Source organism: Novipirellula caenicola, from assembly GCF_039545035.1.
Classification (GTDB): domain Bacteria; phylum Planctomycetota; class Planctomycetia; order Pirellulales; family Pirellulaceae; genus Novipirellula; species Novipirellula caenicola.
In genome coordinates this window covers 251108-265256 of sequence record NZ_BAABRO010000006.1, presented here as the reverse complement: position 1 = coordinate 265256, position 14149 = coordinate 251108, and the positions used below count along the sequence as shown (strand labels likewise).

The 14149-nt window shown below is 56.6% G+C and carries 11 protein-coding genes; 6 read left to right on the top strand and 5 right to left on the bottom strand.

Annotated features, from left to right (window positions below; genetic code table 11):
* Positions 1 to 9 precede the first annotated feature (9 nt).
* From ABEA92_RS14850 to ABEA92_RS14840, 3 genes are all read left to right on the top strand, one after another.
* A complete protein-coding gene (locus tag ABEA92_RS14850; RefSeq protein ID WP_345684624.1) occupies positions 10 to 1317 on the top strand; it encodes a homoserine dehydrogenase in 1308 nt (435 codons plus the stop codon).
* Between the two features lie 232 nt (positions 1318 to 1549).
* A complete protein-coding gene (locus ABEA92_RS14845; RefSeq protein ID WP_345684623.1) occupies positions 1550 to 2335 on the top strand; it encodes an ATP-binding cassette domain-containing protein in 786 nt (261 codons plus the stop codon).
* Positions 2332 to 4557 carry an ABC transporter permease subunit/CPBP intramembrane protease gene (locus ABEA92_RS14840; protein WP_345684622.1) on the top strand — a complete coding sequence of 742 codons (2226 nt, stop codon included), beginning with the start codon at positions 2332 to 2334 and terminating at the stop codon, positions 4555 to 4557. Before ABEA92_RS14845 ends, ABEA92_RS14840 begins: the two co-directional genes overlap by 4 nt.
* Positions 4558 to 4676: 119 nt before the next feature.
* Here ABEA92_RS14840 and hemC read toward each other — a convergent pair whose 3' ends face one another.
* The gene (gene hemC, locus ABEA92_RS14835) at positions 4677 to 5597 is read right to left on the bottom strand and encodes a hydroxymethylbilane synthase (RefSeq protein WP_425572441.1); all 921 of its coding nucleotides are present in this window, start codon (positions 5595 to 5597) and stop codon (positions 4677 to 4679) included.
* Between the two features lie 383 nt (positions 5598 to 5980).
* Between hemC and ABEA92_RS14830 the strand changes: the two genes are divergently transcribed.
* Complete coding sequence (locus ABEA92_RS14830; RefSeq protein ID WP_345684620.1) at positions 5981 to 8668, top strand: protein kinase domain-containing protein; 2688 nt, start codon at positions 5981 to 5983, stop codon at positions 8666 to 8668.
* Between the two features lie 71 nt (positions 8669 to 8739).
* Here ABEA92_RS14830 and ABEA92_RS14825 read toward each other — a convergent pair whose 3' ends face one another.
* A complete protein-coding gene (locus ABEA92_RS14825) occupies positions 8740 to 9138 on the bottom strand; it encodes a hypothetical protein (protein ID WP_345684619.1) in 399 nt (132 codons plus the stop codon).
* Between the two features lie 404 nt (positions 9139 to 9542).
* On the opposite strand from ABEA92_RS14825, the gene ABEA92_RS14820 reads away from it, so the two are divergent.
* Positions 9543 to 9905, top strand: a complete 363-nt coding sequence (locus tag ABEA92_RS14820; protein ID WP_345684618.1) for a hypothetical protein — start codon at positions 9543 to 9545, stop codon at positions 9903 to 9905.
* A 363-nt stretch (positions 9906 to 10268) separates the two neighbouring features.
* Here ABEA92_RS14820 and ABEA92_RS14815 read toward each other — a convergent pair whose 3' ends face one another.
* The 3 genes from ABEA92_RS14815 to ABEA92_RS14805 form a co-directional block, all read right to left on the bottom strand.
* Entirely contained in the window at positions 10269 to 10592 is a 324-nt protein-coding gene (locus ABEA92_RS14815) for a hypothetical protein (RefSeq protein WP_345684675.1), read from the bottom strand.
* Positions 10593 to 10710: 118 nt separating this feature from the next.
* Positions 10711 to 11214, bottom strand: a complete 504-nt coding sequence (locus ABEA92_RS14810) for a hypothetical protein (protein WP_345684617.1) — start codon at positions 11212 to 11214, stop codon at positions 10711 to 10713.
* Between the two features lie 152 nt (positions 11215 to 11366).
* On the bottom strand, positions 11367 to 11711 hold the full coding sequence (locus ABEA92_RS14805) for a hypothetical protein (protein ID WP_345684677.1): 345 nt from the start codon (positions 11709 to 11711) through the stop codon (positions 11367 to 11369).
* Between ABEA92_RS14805 and ABEA92_RS14800 the strand changes: the two genes are divergently transcribed.
* The gene (locus ABEA92_RS14800) at positions 11684 to 14149 is read left to right on the top strand and encodes a DNA gyrase/topoisomerase IV subunit A (protein WP_345684616.1); all 2466 of its coding nucleotides are present in this window, start codon (positions 11684 to 11686) and stop codon (positions 14147 to 14149) included. The two genes, ABEA92_RS14805 and ABEA92_RS14800, sit on opposite strands and share 28 nt — an antisense overlap.

Here is a 14149-nt window from a genome sequence, read left to right as displayed (position 1 = left end):
CATTTTCGCATGGAAAAAACAAACATTGCCATTGTTGGCCTGGGAACCGTTGGCACGGGTGTCGCGAAACTGTTACTTGATCATGGCGATCGCACGTCGCGCCATGCTGGCCGCACCTTGTGGCTGAAGAAGGCGGTCGTTCGCGATCTAGCCAAACATCGTGACGTTGATCTACCGGCGGGGGTCGCGACCGATTCGCTTGAAGACGTGATCAATGATCCTGAGATCTCGGTCGTCGCTCAATTGATCGGCGGCTTGGAACCGGCGCGTTCGATCATGTTGCGACTGCTCGAATCCGGCAAAGACATCGTCACGGCGAACAAGGCGCTGTTGGCCGAACATGGCCCCGAATTGTTCACCCGGGCTCGTGAACTTGGCCGTAGCATCGCGTTTGAGGCGTCGGTCGCCGGTGGGATCCCGATCATCGCCAACGTCAGCCAATGCTTGTCGGCAAACCAGATTCGATCACTCGAAGGCATTCTCAACGGTACCAGCAACTTCATCGTCACACAGATGGACGAGAAAGGGGCGCCCTACGACGTCGTCGTTCGCAAGGCCCAAGAACTAGGTTACGCCGAAGCCGACCCGACGATGGACGTGGACGGCACAGACGCGGCCCAGAAATTAGCGATCCTGGCGCATTTGGCGTTCGGAGCGACCGTCGATTGGTCTGACATCCCGCGCATGGGGATCGACGGGCTGGATCCCGATGATTTGCGATACAGCCGCCAACTCGGTTATCGCATCAAGTTATTGGCCTTGGCCAATTTGGCGGACGATGGACTCGAGCTTTCGGTGGCGCCAACGTTGGTCCGCATCGGGACTCCGCTGGCCGAAGTTCGCGACGCGTTTAATGCCATCCGTGTCGTCGGCGATGCCGTCGGACCGGTGTTTTACCATGGATTGGGTGCTGGCCAGATGCCGACCGCCTCGGCCGTGGTCGCCGATCTGATCGATACCGCCGTCGGACGGACTCGATTGACGTTCCAAACGCTCGAGTATTTTTCGATCGATAATCCTCCGCGTGCGAAACTTCGCGATGCCGATACGTTGGTGGGACGGAATTATTTCCGACTCAGCGTAGCGAATCATCCCGGAACGCTGGCGTCGATCACTTCGGTGTTGGCCAAGCACAAGATCTCGATCGCCTCGGTGATGCAGCACGAGGGCGAAAACGGATCGACGCACCTCGATCCGGTCCCGTTGGTCATCATGACGCACGAAGCGACCGAGGGTGCCGCTCGAGCCGCGACGCAGGAAATCGAATCGCTCGATTCGATCACAGGTCCGGTTGTACGGCTTAGAGTGAAGGATTAACGCCCCCCCGGGTTCCTTTGCTCACGTTTTTGCCATGTTCGCTCATGAATCGCTGTCCTTTGCCCTATCGGGGGCTACGATTCCGTAGCGGTTTCTCCATGCGCTTTTGACCCCGTCCGGTAGCCCCACGCTGAGGATGCGGTCGCCGTAGGAACAACCGTTATGACCGTGTTGACCGTCACGCGACGATTCAACCGACCACGGCAATTTGATCCCGGGCAGATGGGCATCCATGATTCACGTACAACATCTAACCAAGACCTACGACGATCTGAATCGTGGTCGGTTTATCGCCGTCGACCGTGTCTCGTTCACGGTCGGGGCAGGCGAAATCTTTGGGCTGCTGGGGCCCAACGGCGCGGGCAAAACCACCGTGCTTCGCATCTTGAGCACGGTACTGAGCCCGACTTCGGGGATCGCCAAAGTCGCCGGTTACGACGTCGTGGCGGATCCAGCCGAAGTGCGTCGCCGAATCGGATTCGTCAGCAACAATACCGCGATGTACGATCGCATGACTGCGTGGGAAATGGTCGGCTACTTCGGTCGCTTGCACGGCATGACTCGCGACGAGCTTCGCGAACGCCTCGAATCGTTGTTCACTCAATTGCGAATGAACGATTTTCGCGATGTCCCGGGCGCAAAGATGTCGACCGGAATGAAACAAAAAGTCTCGATCGCCCGCGCCTTGGTTCACAACCCTCCGGTGCTGGTGTTTGACGAAGCCACACTGGGACTCGATGTGATGGTGGCTCGCAACCTGTTGGCGATCGTGCGGGATCTGCGTGACAGCGGCAAATGCTTGATCTTCTCGACTCACATTATGAGCGAGGTCGAAAAATTGTGTGACCGGATTGCGATCATGCACCAAGGCCGAATCCTAGACAGCGGCACGCTAGAAAACCTTCGCCAGCGACATGGCCAAGAAGACTTTGAAGAGGTCTTCTTTGACCTGCTTAGCCGACACGAACAAGGGGACGCGGACGTGCAAGGACTCGCTATCTCAGGAGCATTCGCATGAACCTTATCAAAAGCCCAAAACGACAAAACGCCGACAAACTACGCTGGTCCTCGGTGTGGCTGATCTATGCTCGGGAAATGCGAGACCAACTGCGTGACCGCCGCACGCTATTCACGATCGCGGTGTTGCCAGTACTGCTTTACCCGTTGGTCGGAACCTTGTTGCTGCAGATGGTTCAGTTCACGCAGCAGCATTCGACCAGTGTGTGTGTGATCGGCACCGACCATTTGGCTGACGTTCCACCGCTGGTGGGCGAAGACCGTTTCGCGGAATCGTTGGTGCCCGCCGACGACCCGCTGCAAGTGGTGACGTATCCGTGGGACGAAGTAAATTCGCGTCGCCCGGTCGCTGAACGCGCCCAAGAGTGGGTCAGTAGCGGTATGTTTGACGTCGTGGTGGTTGTGCCGCCCGAATTCACCGAGCCCGCAGATCGATTAAAAAAAGACGAAGCGGCAATCCAATTGCTCTACAACGTGGCCTCGGACCAATCGATGGTGGCTCGTGAACGGGTCGCCAAAATCTTGGGAACGTGGCGTTCGGGTTGGATCAACGAGCGGTTGACCGAGTCGGGCATCGATATGCTGTCGCTGGAATTGTTCCAGCTGAACGATATCGATATCGCACCGGCCAGTACTCGCGAAGCGGCATTGTGGAGCAAATTGCTGCCGTTCATCATGCTGATTTGGGCGATGACCGGTGCGTTCTATCCTGCGATCGACTTGGTCGCTGGCGAAAAAGAACGCGGCACGCTGGAAACGTTGCTGTGTAGCCCGGCACTTCGCTCGGAAATCGTCGCCGGCAAATTGGCCGCTGTGACGACCTTTAGCATGCTGACAGCGATCCTAAACGCAGGAAGTATGTTGGTGACCAGTTCGTTTGTGATCGGCCAGATTAGTTTCGGCAACGCTGCCGGCGCGATCGGTGCACCGCCGGTTGGCCCGATGCTGTGGTTGCTGGTCGCCCTGGTTCCACTGTCCACACTGTTCAGTGCACTTGCGTTGGCCGTCGCCGCGATGGCGCGAAGCAGCAAAGAAGGCCAATACTATTTGATGCCGCTGATGATGATCACATTGCCGTTGGTGATGTTGCCGATGTTGCCCGGCACGACGTTGACCGTCGGCACCAGTTTGATTCCCGTCACGGGAATGTTTTTGATGGTGCGTGCGTTGGTCGAAGGCCAATACGGGATCGCGCTGTGGCACTTGCCGATGGTCGCCGGCGTCACGATCACGTGTCTGTGGATGGCAGCCCGCTGGGCACTGAAACAATTTGATAACGAATCGGTGCTGTTTGGCAGCAACGAACAATGGGAACTGCGGCAATGGGTCCGGCACCTGTGGCGTGACCGACAAATTGCGGCCACCCCGAGTCAAGCGGTCGCCTGTGGTGCAGCAATCCTGGTGGCATTGTTCTTCGGCAAACTAGCCGTCACCGAAATGCCAACCACGTTCGCGGGCATCCGCAATTTGGTGCTGATGCCACAGCTCGGTCTGATCCTGGCTCCGACTCTGTTGATGGCAACCGTGCTAACGACTTCGCTGCGAAAGAGTTTACGAATTCGTATGCCTCATTGGACCACGTTGCCGTTAGGGGTACTGCTCGGCTGTACCCTGCATCCGACCTATGTCATGTTGTCGTCGTGGATCAGTCACATGTATCCGGTCAGCGAGCAAGCGATGGCTTCGATGAAGCCGTTTGCTGACCAAATTGCCGCCGCCCCCTGGGGTTCAGTGGTGTTGTTGATGGCGCTCGTCCCGGCGATTTGCGAAGAGCTTGCTTTCCGCGGCTTTATTTTTGGCGGGCTCGAACGCCAAGGGGGACGACTGCGTGCGGTGGTCGTCACCGCCATCCTGTTTGGGATCTCGCACGGCGTTTTACAGCAATCGATCGCTGCCACTGTGATGGGATTGTTGCTGGGTTGGATCGCACTGCGAACCGGGTCGGTGTTGCCTGGCATCTTGATTCACTTTACCAATAATGCGTTGTCGGTTTCGCTACAGCGGATCACCGAAAGCAGTTGGGGTGGTGCATCGATCTTCTTGCAATCGACCGAGCAAGGCCCCCAGTACCAACCGTTTTGGATTGTGATCAGCATGGGGATCGCCGTCACTTGCTTGTTGTACTTTGGATCGCTGCGGAGCGCGGACGAAGAAATCGAGGCGGATCAAATTCACACCGATGAACCGATCGTCGATCCGACGACCAGTTTCGCGGGTGCGTAGTGCGACGGCCGGCGGTTTGGCTGCTACCGAGCAGCTCGCGACGCTACCCAAGGTAGAAGGCACTCGGCTCCGCGTCGCAAACGATACCCAAGCAGACGACGTTGGGCCGGCATCGGTCACTACGACCGTGTGTCGTGAATCAATTCACGAGCTCCCCGACTCGCCAAACTTTCGCTGGCTTGGTCGGCCAGCGTTTTTGCGCACGATTCCCATTGCGATGGATCAAATGCGATCGACCGGCTTTCGTCCAGCCGCTTGGTGCCGTCGGTCGACAACACCACCGCATCAAGCGACAGTATACCATCGTTGATTTGGGCATAAGCCGCGATGGGAGCCAAACAGCCACCGTTGAGCGCCGCCAACAAAGTCCGTTCGGCCGTCACTGCGGCTCGCGCGGGAATATGGTTCAGGACGCTCACCATCTTCTGAACCGCTTCGGCGTCGCGATGCACTTCGATCGCAAGCGCCCCTTGGCCGGGTGCGGGTAACATTTGATCGAGCGGCAATTCGACGCGAGTCACGTCGTCCATTTTTAATCGCGTTAACCCCGCCGACGCCAACATGATCGCGTCGTACTCGCCAACCCGCAGTTTTTCGAGTCGTGTTTGCACGTTGCCGCGAATCGGTTGCACATCCAAATCGGGGCGATGGTACCGCAACTGAGCCGCACGCCGGCGGCTGCCGGTGCCGATCTTGGCTCCGTCAGGCAACGTCGCAATCGTCCACTGCGATTGAGACACCAAACAATCCTCGACCACTTCGCGTGGCGGGACCGCGGCAAGCACTAGGTTCGGATCGACTTCGGTCGGCAGATCCTTTAACGAATGGACCGCAATGTCAGCCTCGTCATCCAAGACCGCTTGCTGAATTCGCTTGGTGAACACGCCGACCTGGCGGCCAGAATCGATCGGACGCATGTCGGTGTCCCCGCCGCTGACCATCGGCACCAATTTCGTCGCGTAACCGGCCGCTTGAAGCAAGCTAGCAACGTGCTCGGCTTGCCACATCGCCAACGGGCTCTCGCGAGTCGCGATCCGCAACAGACGATCCGTCGCTGCAAGATCCGAACCAGCAGCAGTGGAATGAGGACGAGCCGATTGTGGGTCAGACAAGAGATCAACTTCCGATATGCGAAGTGGAGTGAGAAAATGAAAAACCGAGACAAACACCTCGTTTGGGCGGTTTGAATCACCTACACCATGATGAAACGCCGTAGAATCCTCACGAATCGTACCGAATCCGGCGGTTCTGGTCATCCATACAGTCGGTAAGGTCTATAAAAATGAGTTCCTTCGCCTAGAATCAGCGTTTCAACAGATGAGCGATATCGCTTTCCCTCCCAGCATAAACATTCGTCCGAATGCGGGGCCGCTGGTACTCCACGATCTTTCCAGCATCTCATCCGCTCCAAAGATACCTTGTCGTGCCTGATACGCCCTCATCCAACTTGTTTCCCAGTGCGGACGAACCTCCAACATGCGATGGAGACGGCCAATCGAGCGGCGACTTTTCGGAACTCGATCTTTCTGGCTCGGCTCTTTTTGCTGATTCGGGCACCGGGGCAGCCGCGGTAGGTGAGGACCAAGTCGAGCCGATGCCCGAGCAGCTTGGCGACTACATCCTCAAAGAAAAACTTGGCAGCGGCGGGATGGGGCAAGTGTTTTTGGCGGAACATGTTCGCATGCAGCGGACGGTGGCGCTGAAAATGTTGCCTGGGCAATTGATGAAGGATCCACAGGCCGTCGAGCGTTTCTACGAAGAGATCCGTGCGGCTTCACGTGTCCTGCACCCCAATATCGTCGCGGCGTTTGATGCGGGCGAGGACCACGGGATTCATTACTTGGCCATGGAGTACGTCGATGGGATGACGTTGACCAATACGGTGGCCACTCGCGGCCCCTTGTCGGTCGGCGAAGCGGCATCGATCATCCGTCAATCGTCGATGGGGCTGCTGCACGCTCACCGAGCCGGCATTGTCCACCGTGACGTCAAACCGGGCAACATCATGCGATCCAAGGACGGAACGGTCAAAGTGCTTGACCTCGGACTTGCTCGCATCAGCACTGCGGGGTTGACCACGCGTCAGCCTGCGGTACCCGCGTCGCAAAAGTCGCAATCGCAAGCATCCGACTCGTCCGGCGAGGACATCGTCAACGCGCGTCCGTCAAAAGGGCGTTTGGTCGGTACGTTGTCGTTCATGTCACCCGAGCAGCTCGAGGACGCCGACGCCGCCGATTCTCGAAGCGACATCTATTCACTCGGGGCGACGCTGTATTTCTTGTTGACCGGCCAACCGCCGTTTACAGGTGAATACCTCGAGCAGGTATACGGGCATCGCCACGGCGAAATCCCTGATTTGATGCAGGTCCGACGCGATGTCGACATGCAGTTCGCCAACCTGTTTCGACGCATGATGGCCAAGAAACCTCATGCACGCTACACGTCGCTTGACGAAGTGATCGAAGACCTTGGCGAATACGCCGACAAAACGAATGAACCGCAGTGGTTGGCCGAGTTCGCACTGCGACAACCGATCGGCGAAGGTTCCACGTTCGTCGGTGGCTCGACCTCGGCCCATCTGGCAAACGTGTTGGCGTTCGATCTGGGCATGTTTTACGCAGCCGCGGCCGAGGCCTCGCCTCAGGGCGGCGTCAACACGCTGTATGCCGGAGGCGAAAAACGACCGCTGTTTCGCATGTCGATTGGCAGCGACGCGAACCAATTGTTCTTCGGCGACGAAGCGATGAAGCGGCGTGCGACTCGATCCAAGAGTCTGGTGCACTGTTTGCCGATGTACATTGGGAAACAGGTTGTCGAACGACCGATCGCAGGCCAAAAATGTCCGCCCGAAGTTCTGCTTGCGCTGTTGTTAAGACGACTTGCTCGCAACGCATGGAAGTTTGACGGCGCCCCGGCAGCCGTCGCGATCACGGTCCCCTCGAGCTATGACCAACTGCATCGCCAAAGCATCCTGCAATCAGCTCAGATGGCGGGACTGAAAACGGTGCGTTTGATCGACCGCAGTGTCGCCGCGGCCCAGTCGCTATTGTTGCCACCGGTCGAAGAATCGGCTCGCAGCGAAGAAACGACGACGTCGTTGGATACCACCACGGACCAAAAGATTTTGTTTCTTGGTTTGACAGGGCAAGGCACCGAAGCGGCGGTGTTTCATCGTGATGCGAGCCGCATGAAACAAATCTCGACCGCAGGCCATTGGCATACTGGCACGTTGCCGTGGATGCAGCGTTTGGTCGACATGGCGGCGGCGGCGTTTGAAAAAAATTACGGCGTCGATCCACGCCGATCCGCCAAAGCAGCGCATCTGCAAATCGCTTGTGAAACCGCGATGCACGCGTTGATGTTGATGCCCACGACGAAGGTGACACTCGAAATCGGCGGAGTCGACCAAACGGTGATACTGGTGCGGTCCGAATGGCTACAAGCATGCGAAGATTTGGTCGATGGGGTTCGCAGCGCAATCAAATCCGCGTGCCATTATGCATCGCTGTCGCGAAAACGAATCGATCGAATTGTCACGCTCGGGCCGCTGTTGCGATTGAACGAGATACGCGACGAGATCCTCCGCGGACTCAACGAAGAGATTGTTGTTCAAGTGGTCGATCGCACCGATGTCGCTCGAGGCGCAGCCGCTTGTTTGGCTAGCGAACTGCCCGGCCGCGGCAGCATCGCGATGCCGCCTCAATCGGTTACCAGCCAAACGATTGGGATTCTGGTCGAAGCCCCGCAAGGTCGCCGCCGGATCATGCCGATCGTCCCGCGTGGTACCGCGCTGCCGGCCCGCACCAATCGGCGTTTGACCGTGGGGGACACCCAGGAAACGATGACGCTCTCGCTGGTGGAAACCTCGGGAATCAAACGCGACAACTGGCATTCCTTGGGACGCTATGATTTCAAGATCGACCCGATCGCGCATGGCCAAGAAAGCCGGTATCGGATGATTGGATTCGAGGTCAACACCAACGGCATGCTGATCGTCCGCGCCCAAACCCCGGGGATGCCCGGCAGCACGCGACTTGGCACGCTGCCCAAACCGATGCTTAGCGAGGAAGAGATCGCATCGTGGACCCGCTGGGTCGACAAATTCGATTGATCGATCGGGTCACGCTTTCTGGTCGCGCGTTCTGGTCGCGCGGTCTGTTCGAATGTTCGGGTCAACCGGTGCTACGGAACGAGCATCATCACCAGCATTCCAATCACCGATGCAAAGGCGACGGTCACGCCCAATCCGATCGCGTGCAGCATCCAGTAACCGAGTCCTCGCACGCCGCCACGAGACGCCAACAAATAAACCAGCGACGCCAGCGGCCAAGTCAGGAAAAAGACAAACTGAAGACTCCAAGGATGTGGCCGCGACCGCAGATGCGAATCGATCCAGAACCACATTGTCGCGGAGGTCGATAGCCCGAGAGCTCCCAAGATGCCGAGCATGCCGCCATTGAGCGCGGCCGACTGCATCGCTGCTAAACATGCCGCGATCACATACATCGCGACGACAGCGAATCGCCGATAGACAATCCGGCTGTGATGGAGCGACGCGATTGGATTTGCTGCAATAGCCATCCGAGAATCTCCCAACGTGACAAGGGAAACGACGCCAGCGGTTTATTGTAACAACACGCGCGGGCCGCCGCTTAGCAAGAAAGTAGGGGCCAAAGAGAAGCCGAGCACCAACTCATGCCCCCTCCCACAACCGAGATCAAACCGACGACACTGAGTGTGTTCAAAACGACCACGCCATCGACCATTCGACGCGAGTCTTGCAACCACCGCGCCGTGAATTCCCCGCTCGGGTCATCGAACGTAAACTATTCCAGCTGAACGACTTATGACACCTACTTAAATCCTTGCCGAAAAAAATGTTTCACGGTCAAGTTTCATGGCACGATCGTAGCATCTAGAAGCGGATGAGATCTTAAGTCGGGGTTTGGCTTAGGAGAGAAACAATTTTGGGGAGTTCGAAGAAGATGTTTTCAATCACAAAATGGATCGCGGTTCCCGCAATCGCAGCCTGTTTTGCCCTTACTGCGGACACCTCAACTGCGGAAGCCGGAAATGGATTCCTGCGGGTTGGGGGTCTTCATATCTCTTTAGGAGGAAGTGGATACAGTCACGGGCATTACCAACACTACACGCCGCGTTACGGCAGCTCGTACCGCTCATATTATGGTGGGTACCATGGCGGCTATGGTCACGGTCATCGCCATGGCTATTACCACGACACCAGCCATTGGGATTACCATCCAACGGAAATTATCCGTCATGGCAACCACTTTCATGTCCAACCGGGGCACTACGATTGGCACCAAACCGGTCACTGGCACCACTAAATCAATGGCACCACTAGGCACTATCTGAGAACGCATCCGAGGCGGAAACTCGGTAGCGGAATTCTTGACAAATTTCGATTTCCTAATGGAGTATGCCATGCTGCCGAACGTCTTGGCGGCTTGTTGATTTAGTGAAGTTTCCTGCGGCATGGGTGTATGACGGACTTTCTAGTCCGTCAATGGCGTATTCGACGGACTAGGAAGTCCATCGTACGACCAAAACAACAAGCCGCCTGCGACTTCCGCTATGGTTTTCGGACAGAGCCTAGCACCTCAACCGAAGCGACTTCGGTACGGATAAAAAAAACGGCACGCCTGAATAGGGCGTGCCGTTTTTTGATGCTTTGATTTTTCGCGGGACGACTACCAAGGTCCGCGGACGTAGTAGACGCCAAATTGATCGGTATGGCTTGGCCAACCGGGCGTCGCGTAGAAGCTGCCTGGTGCTGCGGCGCCGGGGTAGCTGGCGTTGCGGCCGTATTGATGGTGAATTGGATACATCAAGTTTTGGCTAACGCCCCACGACAAGGTTTGCCGCATGTGGGCGGTGGGGGGGACCACTAATGCCAACGGTTGTCCGTAGTTCTGATGGTAGTACGGGCCGTGCCAGGGGCGATCCATGGCAAAGTTTTGATTCCAAATATGAGTCACGGCGTAGGGATCTCCTGCGGTCGCATTGCTTTGCATTGCACCACAGAGGGTCGCCACGAAACCCGCGGCAAGGACAAGACGTTGAATCATGATTGGTTCCCAAATAGAGGAGGTGCGGAGTCGGGCTGTTTTCTCGGCAGCCCCCCAAAAATCGTTAGCGAGGAAGCCGCAGATAGTTCCAATACAGGTTGCTGGCGGCTTGCTTGACCGGCGGATACCAGTACGTCGCTCGGGTGCGGTTCATGCCTCGCCCGTTGTCATAGTAGTTGTGGAATCGATCCTTGTGCGCGTAAAGCATTTCTTGAGGATAAAATGGCTGGTACGTGTAGAAGGTGTGTCCGACATTCGGCGGGACCGGCACAGGCGACAGGTACATTTGGGCGTTGGCCCGGTTTGCATTGCCTTGGGTATAATAGTTGTAAAACAGGTCCGGAGTGCCATATTGACGCTGGATCCCGACCCCACCCACGTAGCCGTCGCTGACGGCCAGATCGCCTGCGTATTGTGAGGTACCTCCGACCACTTCGTCGCTGACGACTTGCGAGCTGACGATGCGTTCGCCGCGTCCAAAGTGTTGGGCGGAAGCCGTTTGGTTCATGACCGCGACCATGGCAAGTGACGCCATGGCTGCGATTGCGAGCATGGTTTGACGTTTCATCCTACGGTTCCTCCGACGAACCCAATCTAATTTTCACGTGCGATAGCCCCGGCGAACGATGACGTGGGCCAATGGGGGGTCTGGCAATGCAACTGATTTCCAGAGAGATTCCTACGTCATTGTAATTCGGGATAAATCCCCTGCGTTCGTGATTATTTGCTCTCTCGCTCGCCCAGCTTCACGTGATCCGTGGTTTCGCTGCGATGGCTTTGATCGCTATAACCCCTTTTCCGGCGCAGAATCTTCCAAGATTGCCCTATCGAGCGAATCGGCTGTAAAGCGTACAAATTACGCAGGTTGACGAGGCAAGATTGCCGAAGAAGAAGCAGCGATCGAACTTTCGGATCGATCATTCCTTTCGGGCCGATCTTTTCGGATCGACCTTTTCGACGGCGAGCGGTTGCCGTTAAACAGACTACTTCCTCTCTGATTCGAAAATCCGCAGGACTGACCAAAAGGACTTCAAGGCGTGGCCAAACGGCAAAAACGAAACTCATCAACGGGATCCAGCCGAAAAGGCTCTTCGAAAAACAACGGCGAAAGCAACGGATCTTTGTTTGACGCGGTCGATGACGAATTGCTGACGTCGATCCCGCTACGGCAAGCCGCTCAATCACGATATCTCAACTATTCGTTGTCGGTAATCACGAGCCGGGCATTGCCGGACGTGCGTGACGGGCTGAAACCGGTCCAGCGGCGAATCCTGTACACGATGAACCAACAAGGTCTCAACGCGACTGCGAAGCACCGAAAATGTGCCAAGGTCGTCGGGGACGTGATGGGTAACTACCACCCCCACGGTGACAGTTCGATCTATGAAGCCTTGGTGCGGATGGCTCAAGCGTTCTCGCTTCGCATGCCGCTGATCGACGGCAGCGGTAATTTCGGTAGCGTCGACGGCGACAACGCGGCGGCGATGCGGTACACCGAGTGCCGGATGACGCCGATCGCCAACGAGGTCCTGGCCGACTTGGCCACCCGCACGGTTGCGTTCAAACCCAACTACGACGGCAGCCGTGAAGAACCGGTTGTCTTGCCCAGCCGCGTACCGAACTTGTTGGTCAACGGCGCCACGGGAATCGCCGTCGGGATGGCCACTAACATTCCGCCCCACAATTTGAAAGAGGTTTGCCAGGCGCTGCTGAAACTGCTTCGCGACCCCGAGATCAAAGACTACCAATTGGTCGCCAACGATGCGGTCCAAGGCCCTGATTTCCCCACCGGCGGCGAGATCACCAATACCAAAGAAGAACTCCGCGAGATCTACAGCACCGGTCAAGGCACGATCAAGCTGCGTGGCACCGCCGAACTGAATACAAAAACCAAAGGCAGCCCGGTCCTGCAGATCACCTCGATTCCGTTCGGGGTGAACAAGTCGGCATTGGTCGAGCGAATCAACGAGATCATCTACTCGGGCAAGTTGCCGTTGGTGATCGAAGCACGCGATTTGTCGACCGACGAAATTCGCGTCGACTTGATGCTGAAAAAGGGGGCCGACGAAAACAAGGTCCTCGCCTACCTGTACCGGCACACTGATTTTCAAAAGAACTTTAACGTCAACATGACGTGTTTGGTGCCCACTGAAAATCCAGAGGTGGGTGCTCCGAATCGCTTGGGGCTAAAGGAGGTGCTTTGGCACTTCTTGCACTTCCGATTGGAAGTGTTGACCAAACGGCTCGAAAACGAACTCAACGCGCTACTGCGACGGATCCATATTCTCGAAGGCTACGCGCTGATCTTCGATGCGTTGGATGAAATCATTCAAATCATCCGAAAATCCGAAGGCAAAGCCGACGCGGCGATGAAGATCATGAAGCGGTTCCCGGCGGACAAAGGGGGACTCGACGAAGAGCAAACCGACGCGATCTTGGAATTGAAACTGTATCGCTTGGCACGACTTGAAATCAACATGATCGTGGACGAGTTGAAGGACAAGCGAAAACGAGCCAACGAGATCAAGAAACTGTTGAACGAAGATTCGAAAGACAATTACCAATCGGGGCGTTGGAAAATCGTACGCACCGAAATCGAATCGTTGATCGACGCCTACAACAAAGATCCGTTTGCTCGGCGACAATCCAAGATCAATACCGTAGCCGAGGAACTCGAGTACGCAGCCGAAGACTTTATCGTCGCCGAAGATTGCCACATCATGGTGACCAAAGACGGTTGGGTGAAGCGACAAAAACAGATTGCCGATCCGAGCAAGAGTCGACTGCGTCAAGGCGACGAAGTGCTGACTTGCGTTTCGGGTAACACCGTTTCGTCGATCGGATTCTTCTCGTCGCTGGGGGTTTGCTACACCACTCGCATGATCGACATCCCTGCATCGACTGGGTTTGGCGAACCGATCCAAAAGTTATTCAAACTGAAGGATGGCGAACACATCATCGCGGCGATGTCGTTCGACCCACGCGTGATCGGCGACATCCAAGAGGATCCGAAACAACCCGATTTGTGCCCGCACACCCACGCGTTCGCGGCAAGTTCCAATGGATTCGCGCTCCGCTTTGGCTTGGCCGGTTTTGCCGAACCGTCCACACGAAGCGGTCGCCGGTTTGCTCGCGTGGCCCCCGGCGCGTCCATCATAGACGTCGTGCCCATCCACGGCAGCGAAGTGATCCTTGCCGTTTCAGAAAACTGTCGAGCGATGGTCTGTGCTGCCGAAGAAGTCAATTACTTGTCCGGTGCGGGCAAGGGAGTCACGTTGATCCGCTTGACCAGCGACGACCGATTGCTCGGTTTCAAAGCTTCGACCGGTGACCGAGATTTGATGACGGTTCAAACAAATCGAGGAGCGAAGAAGACGATCTCGACCGCCAAGTACCGCGTGACTTCGCGTGGCGGCCGCGGCACCGAAATTCAGAAGAACGGCAAGATTGCCGAGATCGTGACTCCTCCACCCGCTGCACCTGAAACGTTCGACGAAAACTGA